This is a genomic window from Arcticibacterium sp. SM2516 (genome assembly GCF_057914865.1).
This window is the reverse complement of the sequence record NZ_CP195290.1, coordinates 1,189,455-1,210,308: the sequence shown is the minus strand read 5'-3', so window position 1 is coordinate 1,210,308 and position 20,854 is coordinate 1,189,455. Positions and strand designations below refer to the sequence as shown.

Annotated in this window: 19 protein-coding genes and 2 pseudogenes; 18 read left to right on the top strand and 3 right to left on the bottom strand. The window is 35.6% G+C overall.

All coding sequences use genetic code 11. The annotated features are described in order from the left end of the window. Positions 1–8: 8 nt before the first annotated feature. From ACSBFT_RS05010 to ACSBFT_RS05000, 3 genes are all read left to right on the top strand, one after another. Positions 9–1,463, top strand: coding sequence for an apiosidase-like domain-containing protein (locus tag ACSBFT_RS05010; protein ID WP_489603779.1), 1,455 nt, complete (start codon positions 9–11; stop codon positions 1,461–1,463). Positions 1,464–1,731: 268 nt separating this feature from the next. Continuing rightward, positions 1,732–3,399, top strand: coding sequence for an exo-alpha-sialidase (locus ACSBFT_RS05005; protein ID WP_489603778.1), 1,668 nt, complete (start codon positions 1,732–1,734; stop codon positions 3,397–3,399). A gap of 238 nt (positions 3,400–3,637) precedes the next feature. Further along, entirely contained in the window at positions 3,638–3,829 is a 192-nt protein-coding gene (locus ACSBFT_RS05000) for a hypothetical protein (protein ID WP_489603777.1), read from the top strand. On the opposite strand, the gene ACSBFT_RS04995 is transcribed toward ACSBFT_RS05000, so the two are convergent. Together ACSBFT_RS04995 and ACSBFT_RS04990 are read right to left on the bottom strand one after the other, a co-directional pair. Next, the gene (locus tag ACSBFT_RS04995; protein WP_489603776.1) at positions 3,821–4,021 is read right to left on the bottom strand and encodes a hypothetical protein; all 201 of its coding nucleotides are present in this window, start codon (positions 4,019–4,021) and stop codon (positions 3,821–3,823) included. The genes ACSBFT_RS05000 and ACSBFT_RS04995 overlap by 9 nt on opposite strands. 246 nt (positions 4,022–4,267) lie before the next feature. Further along, the gene (locus tag ACSBFT_RS04990; RefSeq protein ID WP_489603775.1) at positions 4,268–4,621 is read right to left on the bottom strand and encodes a hypothetical protein; all 354 of its coding nucleotides are present in this window, start codon (positions 4,619–4,621) and stop codon (positions 4,268–4,270) included. A 2-nt stretch (positions 4,622–4,623) separates the two neighbouring features. Between ACSBFT_RS04990 and ACSBFT_RS04985 the strand changes: the two genes are divergently transcribed. The 15 genes and pseudogenes from ACSBFT_RS04985 (at position 4,624) to ACSBFT_RS04915 (ending at position 19,412) form a co-directional block, all read left to right on the top strand. Continuing rightward, positions 4,624–4,782, top strand: a complete 159-nt coding sequence (locus tag ACSBFT_RS04985) for a hypothetical protein (RefSeq protein WP_489603774.1) — start codon at positions 4,624–4,626, stop codon at positions 4,780–4,782. A gap of 436 nt (positions 4,783–5,218) precedes the next feature. Continuing rightward, positions 5,219–5,434 (top strand): annotated as a pseudogene (locus ACSBFT_RS04980) (phage integrase N-terminal SAM-like domain-containing protein); the annotation flags it as partial. 60 nt (positions 5,435–5,494) lie between these two features. Beyond that, positions 5,495–6,037, top strand: a complete 543-nt coding sequence (locus ACSBFT_RS04975; RefSeq protein ID WP_489604866.1) for a tyrosine-type recombinase/integrase — start codon at positions 5,495–5,497, stop codon at positions 6,035–6,037. Continuing rightward, a complete protein-coding gene (locus tag ACSBFT_RS04970; protein ID WP_489603773.1) occupies positions 6,034–7,206 on the top strand; it encodes an IS91 family transposase in 1,173 nt (390 codons plus the stop codon). Before ACSBFT_RS04975 ends, ACSBFT_RS04970 begins: the two co-directional genes overlap by 4 nt. Positions 7,207–7,595: 389 nt before the next feature. After that, positions 7,596–8,768, top strand: a complete 1,173-nt coding sequence (locus ACSBFT_RS04965) for a TlpA family protein disulfide reductase (protein WP_489603772.1) — start codon at positions 7,596–7,598, stop codon at positions 8,766–8,768. 179 nt (positions 8,769–8,947) lie between these two features. Then, positions 8,948–10,159 carry a hypothetical protein gene (locus ACSBFT_RS04960; RefSeq protein ID WP_489603771.1) on the top strand — a complete coding sequence of 404 codons (1,212 nt, stop codon included), beginning with the start codon at positions 8,948–8,950 and terminating at the stop codon, positions 10,157–10,159. Between the two features lie 165 nt (positions 10,160–10,324). Next, positions 10,325–11,002 carry a hypothetical protein gene (locus ACSBFT_RS04955; protein WP_489603770.1) on the top strand — a complete coding sequence of 226 codons (678 nt, stop codon included), beginning with the start codon at positions 10,325–10,327 and terminating at the stop codon, positions 11,000–11,002. A 119-nt stretch (positions 11,003–11,121) separates the two neighbouring features. Beyond that, positions 11,122–12,297 (top strand): hypothetical protein, encoded by a 1,176-nt coding sequence (locus tag ACSBFT_RS04950; protein ID WP_489603769.1) that lies wholly within the window; start codon positions 11,122–11,124, stop codon positions 12,295–12,297. A 243-nt stretch (positions 12,298–12,540) separates the two neighbouring features. Continuing rightward, positions 12,541–13,131, top strand: a complete 591-nt coding sequence (locus tag ACSBFT_RS04945; protein ID WP_489603768.1) for a hypothetical protein — start codon at positions 12,541–12,543, stop codon at positions 13,129–13,131. A 541-nt stretch (positions 13,132–13,672) separates the two neighbouring features. Further along, a complete protein-coding gene (locus tag ACSBFT_RS04940) occupies positions 13,673–14,980 on the top strand; it encodes a polysaccharide deacetylase family protein (RefSeq protein WP_489603767.1) in 1,308 nt (435 codons plus the stop codon). 713 nt (positions 14,981–15,693) lie between these two features. Beyond that, on the top strand, positions 15,694–16,131 hold the full coding sequence (locus ACSBFT_RS04935; RefSeq protein ID WP_489603766.1) for a VOC family protein: 438 nt from the start codon (positions 15,694–15,696) through the stop codon (positions 16,129–16,131). A 320-nt stretch (positions 16,132–16,451) separates the two neighbouring features. Beyond that, positions 16,452–16,607, top strand: a pseudogene (locus ACSBFT_RS04930) (hypothetical protein); the annotation flags it as partial. Between the two features lie 311 nt (positions 16,608–16,918). Beyond that, entirely contained in the window at positions 16,919–17,500 is a 582-nt protein-coding gene (locus ACSBFT_RS04925; RefSeq protein ID WP_489603765.1) for a Crp/Fnr family transcriptional regulator, read from the top strand. Positions 17,501–17,563: 63 nt separating this feature from the next. Then, positions 17,564–18,187: an FMN-dependent NADH-azoreductase gene (locus tag ACSBFT_RS04920; protein WP_489603764.1), complete on the top strand. Its 624-nt coding sequence runs from the start codon at positions 17,564–17,566 to the stop codon at positions 18,185–18,187. Positions 18,188–18,443: 256 nt separating this feature from the next. Then, complete coding sequence (locus ACSBFT_RS04915; RefSeq protein ID WP_489603763.1) at positions 18,444–19,412, top strand: TRM11 family SAM-dependent methyltransferase; 969 nt, start codon at positions 18,444–18,446, stop codon at positions 19,410–19,412. A 141-nt stretch (positions 19,413–19,553) separates the two neighbouring features. Here the strand turns inward: ACSBFT_RS04915 and ACSBFT_RS04910 are convergent, their stop codons facing one another. Continuing rightward, complete coding sequence (locus ACSBFT_RS04910) at positions 19,554–20,579, bottom strand: metallophosphoesterase family protein (protein WP_489603762.1); 1,026 nt, start codon at positions 20,577–20,579, stop codon at positions 19,554–19,556. Positions 20,580–20,854: the final 275 nt, after the last annotated feature.

The following is a 20,854-nucleotide window of genomic DNA, read 5'->3' as shown; positions in this document are numbered from 1 at the left end:
GCTCATACATGAAAAGAATTATTCCAGCAGTACTCCTATTTTTTGCAATATTTCATCTATCCGCACAGGGTCCATTACGGGTACACCCAGAAAATGGCCGCTACTTTACCAATAATACAGGCAAAGCAATATTATTAACCGGATCGCATACTTGGGCAAATTTCCAGGAAAGCAGAACACCCGATGAAGCACTTTTCGATTATGAGGCCTACCTAAAAATGCTTAAAGAGCACAATCATAATTTCATAAGACAATGGACCTGGGAACATGCTAAAAATGCTTCTTGGACTAACGATGAAGTTGTCTTCTCGCCCCTGCCCTACAAAACAGTAATTAAAAATGGCAAAGAATTTTATGATGTTTCACAATGGAATGAAGCCTATTTCTCACGTCTTCGTAAGCGAATAAAAGAAGCTGGAGATATGGGAATTTATGTTTCCGTTATGCTTTTTCAAGGTTGGAGCCAAAACCGCTTAGAAACACCCGGGAGTGATCCTTGGGAATATCATCCGCTCAATCCTCTCAACAACATAAATGGGCTGGGAAAATCAGTAAAAAACAATGGCTTTGATGATGAAAAAATGGGCACTTTACATTCGATGAATAATGGGGATGTGCTTAGACATCAGGAAGCATACGTAAAAAAAGTGATTGAAACAGTAAACGATCTTGATAATGTACTTTACGAAATCATAAACGAGGGCGGTACTAAAAAGTGGCAATACCACATGATAAACTTGGTGAAGGAAATTGAAAAAACCATGCCCAAACAGCACCCTGTAGGCATGACACCTTCTGTGGTGGTGAGCCCGCCAATGTTTAACGATGATCTATGGGAAAGTCCAGCAGATTGGATATCACCCACTCCTGAGCCCATTTCTTGGATGTACAAGGGTACCAATTTCATTCAAGATTATAAAAATGATCCCCCAGCCAATACCGGTGAAAAAGTAATTATTCTCGATACAGATCATTTGGGAGGCCACTGGGGTACATATATGTGGGCATGGAAAGCCTTTGTTCGTGGTCATAATCCAATTTTTATGGATTCATGGGTGCCCTTGGCAGGAAACTACGATAGACAAAAAAGTGCTGATATCTATTACATCGGTGGTGTAACAAAAAACGACGCCGACCATCCTGATTATGAACCTTTGCGTAAAAACATGGGACACATTCTGGCATTGGCAAACCGTATAGATTTAGCCAATATGACACCACAAGACCAACTCATTTCCACACGATTTTGTCTTGCCAATCCAGGTGAAGAGTATGTCGTTTATTTGCCCGAAGGCACCGGAACGCTAGATTTGAGAAATGCCAATGTAGCATTTGATGTTGAATGGTTTTTTCCGGTACTCCATAGAACCATTAAAGGAACAGAAACACTTCAAGGTGGTAGTTATAAAGCAATAGTCGCTCCGTTTACAGGTGCTTCTGTTTTGTATTTGAAGAAAAAGTAGCGTATCAATCGGCCATAGAGACAAGTAGTAAACAATCGATCTGGAAGTAGTTCGCTCATCATGCTTGTCATGTTGCAGTCTTAGCTTTTTGCAGACACCATTCAACGATTAGTTCTTCAAAACCAACGACACTCCACTTACGGTAAGGAACGCCTAGTTTTTCATACTTTGGATTGTTCCGCTAAAGAACTAAATTCGTCATTCAAGGCATACTGAAAAACTTTCAAGGAAAAGCTCATAAAATTTAAACCCTATAAAAGACACATACATGACTCCAATAAAGTTATTACTAACATTTGTAATACTTTCAACGCAGAACCTCCTCACATGGGGTCAGGAAATTTCAATAAACCAAAATAGGGTACAGATACCGGTATTGAAGTTCAACTCATTTACACCAGTTTTGCAGTTTAAAATAAATGCTACAAAAGAACTTAAGGCAAAAAAGTTAGTGGTAGAATTTGAAGGAACTACGAACATTAAAAATATAGCCGCTGTCTTTCTCTTTGATATGGGTCAAGATAGCACTTGGCAGGCTGACAAAGGAAATTTACTTGCACAGAAAGTTTTGACCAAGGAACAGGCCATATTTGCTTTTTCAATCCCACAGCAAGTTAAAAGCCACTATTTTATTGTCGCTGTAAAAGTATTGAATAATAGCCCGCTCGACCATTTCGTATCTGCAGGAATAAAAAAGGTTGAATTTTTAGAATCAAAAGTATTAAGCCCTTCCATTGATTCGAAACGCCTAAAGCAGCGAATAGGTGTAGCCTTAAGAAAAGGTGGAGATGATAATGTTGTTAGATATCGCATTCCCGGTTTAGCTAGCACTAATGAAAACTCGCTACTTGCCTTATATGATGTTAGGAGAGACAGCGGTCGTGATTTGCAGGGAAATATTGACATCGGCCTTAGTCGAAGTAGAGATGGTGGAAATACTTGGGAGCCTATGCGTATAGCCTTAGATATGGGAGAATATGGTAAGCTTCCACAAAGATTCAATGGTGTTAGTGATGCTTCTATATTGGTAGATAAAAACAGCAAGACCATTTACATTTCAGGATGTTGGATGCATGGTGTCATTGATAGTAAAACAGGCCAACCAGTGACAGGCCTTACAGCAGACGCCACTGACTGGAATCATCAATGGAGAAACTATGGTTCTCTTCCTGGATTTGATATTGATAAAACTTCACAATTCTTGATCACTAAATCTATTGATGACGGAAAAACATGGGGAGCCCCAATAAATATCACGAAACAGGTAAAAAGCGATGACTGGCACTTAGCAGCTCCTGCCCCAGGTAACGGAATCACACTGGATGATGGCACCTTAGTATTCCCAACACAAGGAAAAGACAAAAATCAGCAACCTTTCTCAAACATTATTTATAGCAAAGACGGTGGAGAAACATGGCACTCAGGCAAGCCATCATACAGCAATACGACCGAAAATGCGGTGGTACAGTTAAGCGATGGAAGTATTATGCAAAACATGCGTGATAATCGTAATGGACAGGATAAATCAGATAGCAACGGGCGTGCTATTTTTACCACAAAGGATTTAGGCGAGCATTGGGAACAGCATGAAACACATCATGATGCTTTAATCGAACCCGTTTGTATGGCTTCTATCTACAAACATACCTACACCAGCATAAGTGGCGATAAAAACAGCATCTTACTGTTTTCTAACCCAAATTCTAAATATAAACGTGAACGCATGACCGTTAAGGTAAGTTTTGACGACGGTAAAACATGGCCTGAAAAGCATTGGTTGCTTTTGGATGAACTGGGGCTTAGTGGAGGGTATTCTAGCTTAACATCGATTAATAATGCTACCATTGGTATTTTGTATGAAGGCAGTCAAGCACAAATGACTTTTGAAAGTATTGGATTAGAAGAGTTGGGTATCCATGATGCTCAATTACCTTAATTGATATTGACCAAAACGGATATTAAGATACATACTGAAGACCCACTTTACCGAAAAATAAATGCTTTTGGCAGTACCAATTAATTTCTCCAATTTCACTTATTGAACGGTTATATTTATCCGACAACAAGCATTTACAAGTGAATACATAAGCGATATAGACGCACCTCAAGCCAAAAAGTAGATCTACGCTAATGTTATCAAAAATTAAATACTAGCTGCAATGCTAATTAATACTATGAAAAAAATTAAAGTCGCCAAAGAAACAACAACTGGCAGAAATACCCACTTCGAAATATCCCTGACTAGGGCAGAATTTGTTAAAGAAATAAGAGAAGGTAAACACGAAAATTACTACGTTAGAAAAATACACGGTGTTGATACACCAGTATCAAAGCCTAATTCATCTAAAAAAGATAATTTAGGCTAAACTAATATCCGTAGCTAAGAAAACATCTTCTATCTCTTTAATACTTCCATCGGAGGACTCGTAAAAGTACTCGTAAGATTCAAGCCCGTCGATGTCGCCTAACTTGTTTTCATGTATAGCTACACAATCTAGTAACCCAACAGACTTTATTAGTAAGTCCTCTCCTCTTTTAAAAACAACTGTATTAATCACACTTTTAAAAATTAATAGAAATGAACATTGTTAACAAAATCCAAACTGTTTTAGATAATGTAGGTGATATAAAATATAATACTCCGCACGAATCAGTAAAAGACAACTTTTTCGATGCTCTTAACATATTAACTACTTACATTGAAACTGAAAATGATACTACTATTCATGATGAATGTTCTAAAAGTATCTCAGGAATAATACAAGCGTGTGTGGAGTTAGACCGTTCGAAAGGAAAAGACATATCTAAAGCTCTGGGTCTTTTAATTTCAAATCTAGCGGGCTTCCACCATCTAGAGCTTGAACATGTAGAGATAACTTACCCAACAATGTATTCAGTGAAGCTAGGTCAGTGACAACTACTGGCTCATCGCTTATAGCCCTCACATAATGCTTCCCTGACGGGTATCGTCCTTGTGTATCTCGTAAATATGGTACGACACTATCATCTTTAGAATAATACGTTATCCAATAGTTATATTTCCTATCGTCGCCAATACATTTACATATTAGATAATTATGCTCATCATCGTCACGAGAACCGCTAAATTCATACTCGAAAGAATTATTTATTAGGATATCTTTTATTTTACTTGACATATATGAAAAAAATAATTGAATACATTTATAATGATAGCCACCCTGATACGGTTAAAATTAAGTACGACCAGCAGTTTGGTGACGAAGACACTGTTTTAAAAAAACTTGTTGCTACACTCGTACAACACAACTTGGTCAAGATTCATCATTTGGTGACTTAAAGTTCCACCATAAACAAAAGAAATACCCAAACGCTATACATAATGCACCTAAAATGGAAATAGAATCAGAATCTCCAGCTCGTAAATTTTGCAGAAAATTAGGTATAAGAGAAATAATTATAGGCATAGTAGTAACCGTAATTGGCGGAATTGTACTGAATTATCTGTTTGAATAAGACAAACTCTTGATAACATTATGTATATGTAATAAAGCCCGATTTTAGTTAAATAGCTACTTGTATGTGGGGCTTTAATACACATACATTTAGCGTTGAACAAAACCCCTCTGATGCTCATCGGGGTAGCTTTTTGATATGGAATAATTATTGTACTTGATTGATTTCTAAACAAATACAATAATGTTAAAAAAAATAATTTTCATCATCGAGCAGTAGATTTAGTTCCGGGGTTTGCCGAATTAGAAAAACGCTTTCAGTTAGCCATCCAGGTTAATCAACTTTCAGCCAAAACATTTCAAAACTATATAACGGCTCTAGGTCGAATCTCGCTCCGCTATGGTAAAACACCGGAAAAACTGAGCCAATATGAGTTGGATATTTATCTAGCAGACATAAACAAATGCTCTCCTGGGCCTTCCAAAACACTTCTTAAACTCTGTGTTTTCGGAATTCGCTTTTACTTTAAAAATATACTTCGCCAACAAAGCCATTTAGTTTTACCATCTGTTGTCCAGAAGAGTTCTTTACCACAGGTGTTTTCCCGTGAAGATTGTAAGAAGATTTTCTTTGTCACCAAAAACCTGAAGCATCGGGCAGTTCTAACGTTAACTTATTCGGCAGGCTTAAGAGTCAGTGAAGTCTGCAAGTTACGAGTATGTGACATTGATTTTGACCGCATGACCATTACTGTCAGGCAAGGAAAGGGGAACAAAGACCGCTGTTTACCTTTAGCCGAGCTTATGAAAAAGGGTCTTTTAAAATACTTGGCAGTATATAAACCTACCGGCTTTTTATTTTATGGAATGGCAGGTAAACAGAACCCTTACTCTGTAAAAAGTGTGCAAAAAATCCTGAGTAATGCACTAAAAACTGCAGACATTCAAAAGCCTGGTGCCTGTCTTCACACCTTACGCCACAGTTTTGCTACCCACTTGCTGGAGAACGGCACTAACATTGTCAAGATTCAGCAACTCATGGGTCACAGCAGTATACAGACAACCATGATATATACACGGCTGGTGAATGCATACTACGGAAAAGTGGAGTCGCCACTCGATTCGCTTTACCGAGCATGAAGGAAGTTTTTGAGCTAGCCGATGTAATCCAGCATACAAAAGAATACATCAGGGGGCATCTTGGAAACTCGGCACGAACCCTCTTTGCTTTGTCACGCTGCCGTACTGCCGAATTGGGCGGCCATATCGATAAATGCAGCGATGCTGCCTGTTCACATGTAAGGGTATCCTATAACAGCTGTCGAAATAGACATTGTACTAAGTGCCAACAGATACAAAAAGAAGCATGGCTCTTGGCCATGCAGCATCGCACGCTACCGGTAAGTTATTTTCATGTGGTTTTTACTATTCCACATGAGCTAAACAGTCTCTGTTTGAACTACCCAAAACTCATGTATGACACACTCTTTAAAGTAGCTTGGGCTACACTCAAAGGTTTTGCAAAAAATGATCAATATGCCATCAAGATGGGCATGACCGCAGTACTTCATACATGGGGTCAAAATCTGAGTGTTCATCCACATATTCACTGCATAGTGCCTGCTGGAGGAATGAATACTAATGGCAATTGGAAAACGCTGAAAGGCAACAAAGCCAATGGCAGAAAGGGCTTCCTATTCCCCATGGAGTCCCTCAAAAAAGTATACAAGGCCAAGTTTATGGCTGCCATAAGAAAGATTATTAAAAGAGGTCTAATACCAAAACAAGAGCCTCGATTTTTAGATGAAGTTTATAAAAAGGAATGGGTAATATATGCCAAAAGGCCCTTTGCCGGAGCTAAGCAAGTGATAGAATACCTAGGAAGATATACGCATAAAGTAGCCATAAGTAATCACCGATTAATACAAGTAACTCAAAGTCAAACCACATTTACTTATAAAGACTATAAGGATGGTGCTCAACAGAAACTGTTGACACTTACAAACGAGGAGTTTATCCGTAGGTTTAGTCAACATATTTTGCCTGATGGCTTTACAAAGATACGGCACTTCGGGCTGCATTCAGGAGCCTGTAGTTTTTTTATGGATAACCTCAGCCTGCAACTTACGGGCAATATACGCCCGATATATAATCGAACCGTAGCTTTAAAAAAGGCGAAAGAAAAAAGTAATTACCAGCCTGACATATGTCCTTGCTGTGGTAAAAATACAATGATAACCATACTAAACTGGCAAACTGGGATTCCACCACCCAAGGAAATATCAAACGCCATCAGCTATCAAAAATAAGACCTCCCGAAAATAGGGCGGCAGCTATTCTATTGTCCACAGATTATCCAAAAAGCATAACCTAAATAAAAGCTGTGAAATTTATACCAAAAAATAAGCATTGAGCTGAATACTCCGTCAAAAGTCCACCAAAAACTAGAAATCCAAACGACAAAAGAAGCCACAAAACAAGGAGAATTCCCCATAAGAAAAAACAAGCCAAGCCACCCCAATAAGCATCAAAGCAGCTTCGTACAACGGATTTATTCCCAACTCATTGCGGGTCAAAAATCTTTTCCTAAATTGATGCAAAAACGCATACCCGCAATAACTCGGGAATACTTTAATGTTGGCGGTCATGTTATTCGGACACAACTATATTTTATTCACAATAAAAATTCATAAAAATCATGAAATATTTAGCTCTGGCATTTTTCATCAACTTAGCAGTACCTGGTTATTCTCAAAAAACTGAACCAAACCAACAGAAAGCAACTGCTGTTTTGCATAAAATTTCAGAAAAATTAAATAGTTTAACTTCTCTCAAATATGACTTAAAAAGAGAATCAAATTACGCTTCAGAAAACTATCTCAATATTACCGAATGGTCATGTTATATTAATTTTGACCAACCCAATTCAACAGTTGGTTTTATATATCAAATTGATAACCCTAAATCAAATGATATTTTCAACGGAACTGAAATGTTTGCTTTAAATAAGACCGATAAGACAATCAAAATAGTTCAGATTCCAAAAAAAAGTGAATTCGAAAGTCTTTCTTACTTGTATAATTCAATAGTGACATTAAGAAATATTTTGCCACTAATAATTAGAGACAAGAATTCAACTATGATTGTTGCGGACACTATTATAAACAATCATACTTATGAAGTAGTAACTATCAACATAGGGAAAAGACGAATCCAAAACCTTGGTGAAGGATTTGATGAAATGCAGACTAAATCTAATTTTATTTATAAAATAACAATTGACAAAATAGGCTATATGCCAGTAGAAGTGTTTCAGAAGAATGACTTGAATGATGATTTTATAAAGACAAACTTCTCCAACATTAATATACAACCAAACTTACCAGCAGAAAACTCTTGGTATTATTCAACTTATTTGGATGAATATAAACGTGCCAAACAAAAAGAAACTCCACAAATAATCCCAGTGGGTTCAATTGCTCTAGATTGGACACTTCCTCTTTACAATAATAATGAAAATGTTTCGCTGGTTCAATTTAAGGGAAAGGTGGTTTTACTTGACTTTTGGTTTAAAAATTGTGGTCCTTGTATTGCGAGCGTCCCACATTTAAACGCCATGGACAAAAAGTTTAAGGATAAGAAATTTGAAATTTTGGGTATAAACACATGGGATTCGAAAAAGGATATTGAATGGTTTTACAACAAACATCACTTTGCTTATAAGGTGGCGATGAATGGCAAAGACCTTGCAGAAAAATATGGGATAAATGCTTTCCCCACAGTTATTCTCTTAAACAAAGAAGGTAAAGTATTGTACGTTGGTGGTTTTGACCAATCTGAAATTGAAAGATTAATTGAAAAAGCTTTATAAGTTTTGCATAATTCAATTATAGAACGAAGAAACACGAACCGCCAACATCGGTTTGGAAATATGGCTGCTGAAGTGCTTCTATGAAACATTTGTGCAAGGTTCAACGACAGTAATTCTATTGAACTTTTGTGCTAAAAATCCGCCACATCGCCAAGCCGTAAAACGTTACCTGCAAGCAAATGAACAAACTGCAAATCATCATCATCCCGCTTTTATTGTTGGTTCAGACTCTATTTTCTCAAACCAAAGAAATAAAAGGAGATACTGCTTATTGGTACAAACGAAATGTTGAATTTCGAAAGACATTGGACTTAAAAGATTTTGAAAAATCAGAAGATGACTTCAATTTTAGATTTTGGAATCACGGACAGGTAATTGAAATATCAAAAGATAGTTCTGTTATAAATGGAGTAATTGTAAATTATATTTATCATACCAAAAAAGCTAACAGAAGTCAAACCGAAACATTTACAAATAAAATTCTACTGACAACAAAACAATCACAAAACGTCTATAATATTGTACAAAATTCCAAAATCTTAGAACTTCCGTCAGATAAGAATATAGAAAAATGGAGTCAAGGAATGGACGGAATAACATACATAGTAGAACATTCAAATAAAGAAAGTTACTGGCAAAAAAACTACTGGACACCATCTTCGCAAGATTCAATTCCAGAAGCAATTATAGTTATGGACTTAGTAAAAGAAATATCCGATACTTTAAAGCTTAAAGAGGTGTACACAAAATTTAAAGAAACACTACCAAAGAAAGGCTGTTACAATTCTGGAGGAATGGTAAATATGTGTTATGTATCAAATTCTTTAGAATTGGGCTATAGTGGAGCTACAAAATTACCTTTAGGTTTTTTCACTTCCTATTCTGCGACATATATCGGTAAAACAAAAATAAACGGAAGTAGCTCGTTACAGTACAACTTTGACAACAACGGATTTCATCATCTGAATTTACAAATAGCCAAATGGAATATATTTCATAAAAATTCTAATCTTTCAGATTATATAGCATATAATTATCAGAATAGAAATGTCAATATAAATTACAGACGAAATAAATTTGAAAATCATCAAATTAAATATGGATTAAATCTTAAAAAGAACTTAGGCGTAGGAGTTGGATTTGATTATTTGAGCAGGAATTATAATAAAATCGGAGGTCATTTTTATGCTTCTAAATGGTTTTCAAAACTCAATGTAAGCACGACACTTTCTACATCAGTATTTGAAAATCAAATTAATTACAAAGCTGAAATTTTTAAGGATATTAATTTTAATAATGGATTTCTGATAAAAAGATTTTCCTTTGGAATGGGTTACGAGGATTTTATGGAATATAAAGATTTGTATTTTAATTTTAGAATAATGATTTGAGAAATGCCAGCAGGTAACACCGTATAAAATTAATTGCTAGTGCAAGCCTATTTACGAAAGTCCTTGCGGACTTTCCATCTGTGTTTTATTTGCTAACTTTAGTGCTTAAAACACGCAACTAATCTTATACAAACACGTTATGCCCAATTTTAGGAGGACAGAAATATGAACGAAAAAACACTTTATACATCTGATGAACTTCTTGAAATTTTTAAGGAGCAACATCGACTATTTAGTCCATTAGACCCAATGGCTGACGAGACCTTTGTTTTAACTCGTGAGACAAAAATATGGGAATTACAAGACGCTCAGGATTTGTTGCCTTGGGACGAGTATGCGGAATTTTTAAATCAAGAATTTAGAATTGAAGTTTCAAGAAAGATATGGAAGACAATTTTAAATCCGGACGATAAACAAACACTTGGCGATTTATGTGACTTTTTATCAACTGTTGCGGAAAAGGAAATTATAAAACCTGTTAAAAGACTGGGGGGAGAATGTTTATCAGCTGCAATATTTTTGACTTTAAAGAGAAATCTTAAAAACAAAGGAGTAAATGTTGCTGACCTGAGACCGTCAACCAAAATCGAAGAATTTCTCAGCATTAATGAAAACTTCTCTCCGCTAATGGAAGAAGTAACGTTGACAGGTGTTAAGACTTTCGACAAACTTGAATACGGAAAATTACAAACAGAGAGAAGGTTTAAATATTGGATCGACAAAATATTTCCTAACTGGGTTTACAGACGACCTATTCACACTGGCGACATCCTGACGTTTCGTGATCTTGTTGATAAAATAATGGACAATGAAAAACTGGGCATAACACGGGTTTTGCGTTAGTGGGCGACAGTGCGAATAGAAAAAATTGAGCAATTAATAAACGTTGGTGCTGGCAGACAGTTTTCGGTTTCAAAAGCCCACCAACGCAAAGCCCGAAACCGTTAGGCTTCATTAAAAAAATGACATTGAAAGAATATAAAATAGGAAAAGGTTGGGCAATTTTTATTTACGTTTTCGCTCCATTACTAATTGCTCTTTTCGTCTGGTTATTGATAGTGCCATTCGTATTGGATGATACTTCTATCGAGATGTTATATTTTTTCGCTCCTTTATCATTAGGAATGATTGGACTAATGGTTGTTGGAATATTAGATACAATTAAGGGAAAGGTGATAATCTCATCTGACACATTAGGTATAAGAAGTACTTTTATCAATCGCGATTTGAAATTTCAAGAAATCAAGGGCTTTCAAGTAGAGCAGAACTACATTTTTGTACTTCCAAATACAGAAAGAAAGAAAAGAATTAAGATAAGCACATATATTGGTAATTCTAATGAATTGATAATGTGGCTGTATTCAAAATTTCCTGATTTACACCAAGTAAATGAAGAAAAAGAAGAAGCTGAAATTTTAGACAATTTTGAATATGGGATAAATACAGAAGAAAGGTCTTCTCTACTTAATCAAGCAAAAAAGGTTGCTAAAGTTTTAAATTGGACTGGCGGACTAATTCTTATTTGGACATTATTCAAACCTGAACCATATGAATATGCAATTTTAGCATCTATATCATTACCAATCATTGCAACATTAGTAGTTATCTACTACAAAGGTCTCATTAGAATTGATGAAAAGAAAGGAAGTGCATACCCGACAGTATTCTTTGCTATTTTAATGACTTCTTGCGGATTGTTTTTAAGAGCTCTACTTGATTATAACATTTTTGATTATTCTAACATTTGGACTCCTTCAATTACAATTGGAATTGCTATGATATCCTTGGTAGTATTTGGAACAAAGGAATTTAAGTTTAAGAAAGCAAAAGATTATTTTTCAGTTCTATCTCTAACCATTTTCTTTTTTGGATTTGGTTACGGTTCTATGGTAACTTTGAACTGTATGTATGACGAAAGCGTTCCGGAAACATTCCAATCGAAAGTATTAGACAAACGAATTAGTTCTGGTAAAACAACAACATATTATTTAGAATTAGCAATTTGGGGTACACAAACTGAAAGTGATGATGTTTCGGTATCTAAAGAGCTTTATGACAGAATTGAAATAGATGATAATGTAAATATTTATCTAAAACAGGGGTTGATTGAAATCCCTTGGTTCATTGTAACTGAATAGGATAACGAAAGCCTAACAATGGCTATAATTAATACGGGTTTTGGTGCTTAATCCAAAGTTTTGAGCTTTTAACCAAGTCCGCCAAATCTTTTTGATTTGGCTTTACAAAGAAAAAGATAAAACAAAATAAAAAGTTTTGGCTAAGTGCTAAATCGGAAATTCAGTAATTTTAATTCCCGTACTAACCATAGCCTGAACGTTGGGCAACATGTTGAAAAAACCGCACACGTATTCCGATTTGATATGATAAGAAAGATAACTATAACGATTTTGATACTTATGGGATTATTTAATTTTCTATATGGACAAAGCAATTTAAAACAAATTGATATTAGCGATGAGCCTGATTTTGTTGATTTACAATTGACAATTACTAAGTATTGGCAAGATGAATTTAAAAATCATATTTGCAAAGTTGAAGGATTGTGGGGTAAAGATACTGTTGGATTTGAGATTGCATTTAGACCAGATATGAAATCAGGAATGATTGATGGCGAGGTTGATAAAACCCGATTTTATAAAGAGGGGATTAATTTCTATTCGATTGGTAAATTAAGCGACAACTTTATTAAAGCGTTGATTGGATTATATAAAACTGATAACCCAATTCTAAAAATGAAAAATAGGATTTCATCAACTACTTTTCTACTCGGTGGCGAAATAGAAAATATAAACCAAGATTATATCAAGACTAAGATATTTTTTGATGATATCGAAGAAAAAGGATTCTATTCAGAGTGGTATGTAAACATAGATTTAAAAGATAAAATTCTGGAACTTCGGGAAAAGGATTCAGAATATAGGAGAAATATAATTAACATTTTGACTAAATAAATAAAACACGTTGCCCAACAATTAGGCTCGAATGCAGCGATTAAGGCTTCGGTTCATTTGAGCCCCGATAGCTATCGGGATTGAGCTAAAGCACCCAGATATTTGCTCCCGATAGCTATCGGGAGGGATTCAATGGAACTCGTTTGTTATTTGTGTTTTAAGAAGGGGTTTCTGTAACTATAATTTCAATTTTGCCCCCTTGATTTCGCCTAAGCTTCCGACTACTCCAGCCTTTTAAATACCCATCTTTAGTAAAAATGTAAGCCAAAGACATAGCTCTCCCAGCTGAGTACTTTTTTTGAGCCATCATTTTTACCTTCTACCATTTTGTTCAGTTTGGTTTTATACTTCTTGGTGGCCCTCTTTCGGGTTCTAAGCTTCTAATCATTTTTAGGGTATTCCTTTTACCATTGATTTAGCTTAAAATCTAACTTTTCTCCTGCTATTTTTGGAGAAGCTTATAACAACACATTGGCCAGTAGATAAGCCCAAATACAGGAAAGATCATTAAATTGAAAATCATTAAGAAAGTCGAAAAATTATGTCAAAAAATATAATACTACTTCTAGGAATTGGATTGTTTTTTTCTTGCAAAGAAGAAAATGTAGGACTTACCACGATCACAAAGTGGCAAGATGACAAAAGGTCGGCAATTTCAATTACTTATGATGACGGAATAATCAATCAATTTATGGTGGCAAAACCGATTATGGATAAGTTTCAAATGCCCGGGACTTTTTATATCATCACGGGAAAAATAGATGGTTCAAAAGAAGGTAAGTTCATAGGGCGACCAAAAGAAGAAATTATCGAAGAGACAATTTCCATAAAAACGGATAAAGAGAACTTTTTTGAAAGGGCTTCACTCATGGCTTATACGGGAACTACAGAAGCCGTAGAGTATCATTCTAGGGCAGGTTCGCTTTATGAAGCTGGCAAAATATTGGAAGCTTATCAGCTTTTAGACGAAGGATATCAAAAAATCAGAAATGGAGAGATAAGAAATTTAGACCAAGTGATACATCATGATAATTTGGTGGATACCACCACTTGGGAAGATTTAAAAATTTATGCCAAACAGGGTCATGAAATAGCTAGTCACACGGTTACGCATGCTAGATTGGCGGTTTTGGATGAAGTAAATTTAATGTATGAACTGGAACAAAGTAAAAAGGATATTGAGAACTTTTTAGGAAAGAAGCATACATTTTCTGCCGAATGCCCCTATGGAACAGAAAATGAAAGAGTGATGGAATATGCTCATAAACTATACCCTTCACTTAGAAACAGAATGCCGGAACCTTATCTAGAAGAACTAAATAGATCGAGTAATAAAAGCCCAGAGGAATCGGAAAAAGAGTATGTACAATGGCAAAGAGGTCCACTTTCGGATATAGGATTAGGGAAAATGAAAGAATGGATAGATAGATGTTTGGTTCGGGATAATGTATGGCTGGTATTGGTATTTCATGGCATAAATGGCATCGGTTGGGAGCCAAAAACAGGAAAAGAATTAGAAGAATATTTTCAATATATAAATGAAAAAAAAGAGCAAATGTGGGTCGCCACTTTTGCAGACGTTACCAAGTATATGAAAGAACGGAAAAACACAGAAATTAAAAGTGAAATGAGTGGTAACAGTATAAAGGTCAGTCTCTCCTCTTCCCTTGATCCAATAGTATACGATGTACCCATTACCTTAAAAACTTACGTGCCTAAAAATTGGGAGAATGTTTCCGTCAATAAAGATCTAATTCATTTAAAAGCAAAAACCGATACGAAAGGTAATTATGTAATATATACCGTCTCACCAAAAGATAAAGAAATAATACTGCAAGAGCGTTTATAGAAGAAATCGTATATCGGGGTTTATCTCATAAAAAACGTGGTTAAAAACAATAAGATTATAGTCCAAAACGAAAAAGAGCAATTCGTGGGAGATGGTCTAAACACCGCACCTCTTGCAACTTTAACATATGCGTTTAGCCATACTTAACGCTGTCCGTATTTCAAACATGAAATTTTATGGAGAGCTTATCGATAGCTCATTTAGCTTAAGGCATTCGCTTCTGGTTAGTATCTTTTCAACCCGGATTATTCTTTGGGGAAGTGTTATGAGAAGCTAAAGTGTAATAAATCAGATATTTAAAAAGAGATTAGCATAGTGGTTTACCCTGAGCTAATGTTGAAGGGCTCTGTTGATTGAGTTTAAATGGGTGTAGCCTGTGCTGAGCTTGAGAAGTATACTGATTTTAAGCAATTTAGCTACAGTCCCGATAAAATTGGGAGATTTTCTAATGCATAAAGCGGGTTTAAACTCCAATAGCTATTTGTTTAAGATCAAGACCGTGCTAGAATCATAAATGCAAGCATATATCGTAATTTTTGGTCTTATTATTTCAGCTTGATGACTCACCAGTACTCATATTTAAGACCATAGGCAACAAGCCCAAAAAAACGGAAGTTCTTGCCATAAGAAAATTTCCAAATACATCTTTTTTGACAAAATTGAGAAAGGGCAACATATTGATAACCCAAACATTAATCTAAAAAATAAAAATTATGGCACTTATCAATCCTTACATTAACTTCAATGGAAATGCAGAAGAAGCATTCAAATTTTACAAATTAGTATTTGGCGGAGAGTTTGCTACTTTAATGCGTTTCAAAGATATGTCATTTCCTGAAAATCAAGTAACAGAAAATGAAGCAAATAAAATAATGCACTTTGCTTTGACTATTGGCAAAAATATTTTGATGGCCAATGACGTACCCGAAAGAATGGGACGAGTAAATGAGAATGAAAACAGGTCTAAAATATCTATTAGTGCAGAAAGCCGTGAAGAGGCCGACAGGTTATTTAACGGACTTTCAGAAGGAGGTAATGTTGAAATGCCCATAGGCGACAGTCCTTGGGGTTCCTATTTTGGAATGTTTAGAGACAAATACGGAATTGAATGGATGGTGGACTTTGACCCAAAGCATAAAGGTCAAAAGTAAGGGAACAAAAAAACAAGACCTATTTAAAGTTAAAAAACAAGCTTAAAAAATCCTGACAATGAACAAAATATTTGACACCTATCGACCAGTAGGGTTTTGGAACTGTAAACGCATATTTATTCACGGAAAACCCAAATGAACTAATTGACTTTCTTAAAAAAGCATTTTTTGCGGAAGAAATCAACCGTTCAACTCATCCAAAGAATGGTGAAATTGCAAACTTAATTTTAAAAATCGGTACTTCCTGCTTTATGATAAGCCAAGCGAAAGGTCAATTTTTAAATATGCGAACGTCATTTTATTTATAAGTCGACGATGTTGATGAGATGCATAAAAGAGCAGTTAAAAACGGGGCCAAAGTTGAGTTTAAACCTGCAGATAAGGATTACAAGGATAGGCAATCTGGCATAATAGACCCAAGCGGAAACTATTGGTGGATTTCAAAACGACTTGTAAAAGAAGAGTATCGCGAATAAGTAAAATTATGACAAATAATGACCAAATAATCGCTTTGAATATCAGTGTAAAATGGAATGAAAAAAATATTTAGATTCAAAAAATCATCTCGAAAATGACATGGTTTCACTGTCAAAAAATCCAAAGGAACTGAAATCGTTTTTGTCTTTACCTTGCTACCTTGGGTTGAGTTCTGCCCTGTGTTTCAACCACTCCATGGTCAAAACTACTTTGGAAAACCCTAGCGAATTTACCAGCTGGGTTTTGTAATTTTAATAATTCAAGCCTGAACACGCAAGGGCTCATTCACTAAACCTTAGCAAGCATTGGAATGATGAAACCGCTAATCGAATCAATTTCAAAATATTTTCCTTTAAATGCGGAAGAAGAAGCTTTAATTGAAACATTTTGGATTGAAAAAACATTAAAAAAAGGAAATTATCTGTTAAGAAACGGCGAAACTTGCAAAACTGACAATTTCGTAGTTAGCGGAACACTAAAGGCTTTTTACATAAATTCCGAAACGGGAAAAGAGGAAATCCTATATTTTGCTATTGAAAATTGGTGGGCCACAGATATTGAGAGCTTTCAAAAACAAGTACCTTCCATATATAATATCCAAGCCATTGACAAAACCCAATTACTACAAATCCACTATGATTCTTTTCAAGAAATGCTAAGGCAAATCCCCAAACTTGAACGTTTTTTTAGAATAATTCTTGAAAATTATCTCGGCAGTTTGCAAAGGAGAATCATATTTAATAATGTTCTTGACGCAGAACAACGTTATTCCGATTTTATTGAAAGTTATCCGAAAATTACAGAGAAAGTACCCAACTATCTTATCGCATCCTATTTGGGAATTACTGCCGAATTTTTGAGCAGAATTCGGAAAAAAAATAGAGCATCTTAAACTAGGTCAATATTTTTTACTTTTCCAAAAACGAATTTTGCTTCTCAATTAAAATTAAAGCAGATGAACAAAGTTCTAATCATTAATTCAAGTATAAGAAACAAAAAATCATACAGTAGAAAACTAACATCACTTTTTGTAGAAAATTGGCAAAGAAAAAATCCAACCGACCTTTTTTCTTACCGAGAAGTCGGACTGGAAGAAATTCCATCAATAAATGAAAAATGGATTGCAAGTGCTTTTGTCAAGCCAAAGGACAGAACAGAAGAGAATCAAAAAGGGGTTCTATTTAGCGATAAGTTGGTCAAAGAATTTAAGGAACATCATATCTATGTTATAGGTACACCAATGTACAACTGGTCAATCTCGAGTGGTTTAAAATCATACATTGACCAGCTCATGAGAATTAACGAAACGTGGAAATTTCGTTCTGGTGAACCAGACGGAAATTATGTAGGACTTCTCAAAGACAAGAAAATGTTCATTTTATCAAGTCGAGGCGATACTGGTTATGGAGAAAATGAAAAAAATGAACACATGAATTTTCAAACAACGTACTTGAAATTTGTATTCGGAATAATGGGGATAAAAGACATTACAACAATTTCACTTGACAATGAGGAATTTGGAGGAGAAATATTTCAAAACTCGCAAAGAAAAATCTATCAAGAAATGGAACAAATTTAGAAGGTAGTTGCTAAGAATAAGGCTTTCATTCAAATAAGAACATTCGTTAAAGCTCCAGACAAGCTTAAAAGTTCCGCATTAATTCATTTGAGTCCCTGTGGCCATAGGCAATAAGATACATTAACTTAAATATCAGGCCTTTGACCCAGGGTTTTCAATCAGAAACTGCGAAGTCAACCAAAAAGTAGTCGACTTTTTAAGTCATATACAAACCAATTACTTTAATTTCGCAGCTTTGGAGCAATTACGACAAAACTTGGCAATAACAACACCTCATCTTTCCTACTTATATTCGTTCAAATACGACTACCATCATACGGAGCTATGTAAGCTAGAATCAAGGCAGATTTTTGATAAAGAAGAAACGGATAAAGTGTTATTTTCTGATATCAGAATAGACCCTACTGTCAGTCCGTTTATTAAAAACAGATTTGAGATAATTTCATCTTCAGAAAGTTATTCCGAGCTATTAAAAAACATCGAAGAAGAAAATATTCATGTTGAAGGCTTTAAAGCCGAATACCTGATTTTGGACGGTGATACGGCAGACTATGCAGAAAGACGTAAAAAATTAAAAGATGTAGGACATTGCATAGAAGGTGAACCCGATTTTGATAATCCAACCGTCACTTACGCAATTTGCCATTATAAAAACCTGTGGTATTTCGGGATTTTGATAAAACATGATCCTGACTGGCATAAGCACAAGAAAAAGCCGTGTTCTTTTAGCAATTCCATTAGCATGACTATTGCTAAAACCCTGGTGAGTCTGGCGTCGAAAGGTGATGAAAAGCGTCAGCTGTTAGATGGTTGCTGTGGTGTGGGTACCATCATGTTAGAAGCATGTTTTTCTGGGTTCAACATAGACGGGTGCGACATCAATTGGAAAGCGTGTAGCCATACCAGAGAAAACTTGTTATACTATAACTATCCATCACAGGTATACTGTTCAGATATTAAAGACTTAGACACACGGTACGATGCCGCTATAATAGACCTTCCATACAATTTATACTCCTATTCAAACGACGATATAGCTTTAAACATCATAGCATCAGCAGCAAAATTAAGCGACCGCATAGTGATAGTATCTATCTCAGACATAGAAACCATCATCAAAAATTCAGGATTGAAGGTTACTGATTTCTGCACTGTGGCTAAGAAAGGGAAATCAAAATTCGTACGAAACATCTGGATTTGTGAAAAGGAAATAAGCTCCAACTGAAGAAAAGTTCACAACCAAAACTAACACCTATGTAGCACCCAACTAAGTGGGCTCTACTCCTTTGTGTTTTCTTCTCGAATTAATAAAAATGAATGCATTTAACAGTAAGACATAAATGACCATTCCTTTACAGAAGTCTTCTTAATAAAGCAAATCCTTATCCTGGGCATTCATCGGTAAAAAGTCTATGTCCAAATAAGCTCCGCTGGCGTTGTCATCGGAAACGATTTGTGGTTTTCCTTTAATAATTTCCATAGAATTCCGATGAATGTGTCCAGCAAAAATGCCTAATAGATTGGGTGCATCAAAGACTTCCTTATGAAAATTAAATGTGGTTTGCGTATGCCCACTTTCTGGCCACATTGGCCGCCTTTCTACTTTAAAACCTGGGTCTGTGGCTGCTCCCCAGTTCGGGTTTCCACAACCAAACGACACACCCTTACCTGGGGCATACATGGGAATATGCACCAATAAAACCAATGGTATTCCAGTAGCTACCTGTGCTTTAAAAAATGCCAATTGCTCCTCGTTAATTTGGTAGGTAGAATTATCTATGGCTAAGAACCGAAGGCCTTTAACATCGTAAGCTGCCATCAAAGGATGATTCCCTTGATATAATGGCAATAATCGTTTTTCTATCCAAGTATCACGTAAAGTCTCCATTGTACCTTCCATGCCTTCATAATGCCAATCATGGTTACCGGCCGTATAGATGTAAGGAATGCCTGTTTCTTTTAGCTTTGACTGTACCCACGCTATAGCTGCCTCTGACGGAAAACTAAAAATATCACCAATCAACGTGATCACATCTGCTTTTACTGCTTTTGCATAGGCCAAGGCTTGTTCAAAAGCCTCTTCTGGATTCGTCTCTTCTCTTGACTGAAAATGTGTGGTTTGGTTATAGGCCTTCGCCATTCTCTGACTAAACTCTTGATAAGGAACTCCATTTTCATCATCTTTAAACAAATGCGTATCAGTGATATGAACTACTTTGATGGCTTCATGGATAACCTCTGCATAAAAGAACACTTTGTTTTGGTCTAAGGTAGCACAAACATTGAAAGGTTTTTCGTCCCCTTTATTGCGTGTATTTGCGTAAGAACTGGTGCTAAGCCCAAGTCCCATTAAGGCTGCAGAAGTTTTTCCAAAAAATGACCGACGTTTCATAAAAAAGAGCTGTTAATTTCTTAAATATATTAAAATTTCAATGAAATATATGCTTGAAACATTTGGAACGCTAGACACTTCAACGAAAATAGAAACACACAAAAATGACAAATAAATTCAAACTAGAAAGATTTACACAAGTGCAATCTAACCCTTATAATACCGTTACAAGCTTATAAACCAACCAGCAGCATATTCACAGCAAATTGATTGATATAACCAAAGAAAACGCTCAACCACGGCACTCCTTGAGAGTGAAATTACTTACGAACTGA

Bases quoted from the DNA above. Each gene is read 5' to 3' on its own strand.
- ACSBFT_RS04990 (WP_489603775.1), bottom strand. From the start codon at position 4,621: ATGTCAAGTAAAATAAAAGATATCCTAATAAATAATTCTTTCGAGTAT.
- ACSBFT_RS05000 (WP_489603777.1), top strand. From the start codon at position 3,638: ATGAAAAAAATTAAAGTCGCCAAAGAAACAACAACTGGCAGAAATACC.
- ACSBFT_RS05010 (WP_489603779.1), top strand. From the start codon at position 9: ATGAAAAGAATTATTCCAGCAGTACTCCTATTTTTTGCAATATTTCAT.
- ACSBFT_RS04920 (WP_489603764.1), top strand. From the start codon at position 17,564: ATGAACAAAGTTCTAATCATTAATTCAAGTATAAGAAACAAAAAATCA.
- ACSBFT_RS04970 (WP_489603773.1), top strand. From the start codon at position 6,034: ATGAAGGAAGTTTTTGAGCTAGCCGATGTAATCCAGCATACAAAAGAA.
- ACSBFT_RS04955 (WP_489603770.1), top strand. From the start codon at position 10,325: ATGAACGAAAAAACACTTTATACATCTGATGAACTTCTTGAAATTTTT.
- ACSBFT_RS04935 (WP_489603766.1), top strand. From the start codon at position 15,694: ATGGCACTTATCAATCCTTACATTAACTTCAATGGAAATGCAGAAGAA.
- ACSBFT_RS04965 (WP_489603772.1), top strand. From the start codon at position 7,596: ATGAAATATTTAGCTCTGGCATTTTTCATCAACTTAGCAGTACCTGGT.
- ACSBFT_RS04910 (WP_489603762.1), bottom strand. From the start codon at position 20,579: ATGAAACGTCGGTCATTTTTTGGAAAAACTTCTGCAGCCTTAATGGGA.
- ACSBFT_RS04940 (WP_489603767.1), top strand. From the start codon at position 13,673: ATGTCAAAAAATATAATACTACTTCTAGGAATTGGATTGTTTTTTTCT.
- ACSBFT_RS05005 (WP_489603778.1), top strand. From the start codon at position 1,732: ATGACTCCAATAAAGTTATTACTAACATTTGTAATACTTTCAACGCAG.
- ACSBFT_RS04950 (WP_489603769.1), top strand. From the start codon at position 11,122: ATGACATTGAAAGAATATAAAATAGGAAAAGGTTGGGCAATTTTTATT.
- ACSBFT_RS04985 (WP_489603774.1), top strand. From the start codon at position 4,624: ATGAAAAAAATAATTGAATACATTTATAATGATAGCCACCCTGATACG.
- ACSBFT_RS04925 (WP_489603765.1), top strand. From the start codon at position 16,919: ATGATGAAACCGCTAATCGAATCAATTTCAAAATATTTTCCTTTAAAT.
- ACSBFT_RS04945 (WP_489603768.1), top strand. From the start codon at position 12,541: ATGATAAGAAAGATAACTATAACGATTTTGATACTTATGGGATTATTT.
- ACSBFT_RS04960 (WP_489603771.1), top strand. From the start codon at position 8,948: ATGAACAAACTGCAAATCATCATCATCCCGCTTTTATTGTTGGTTCAG.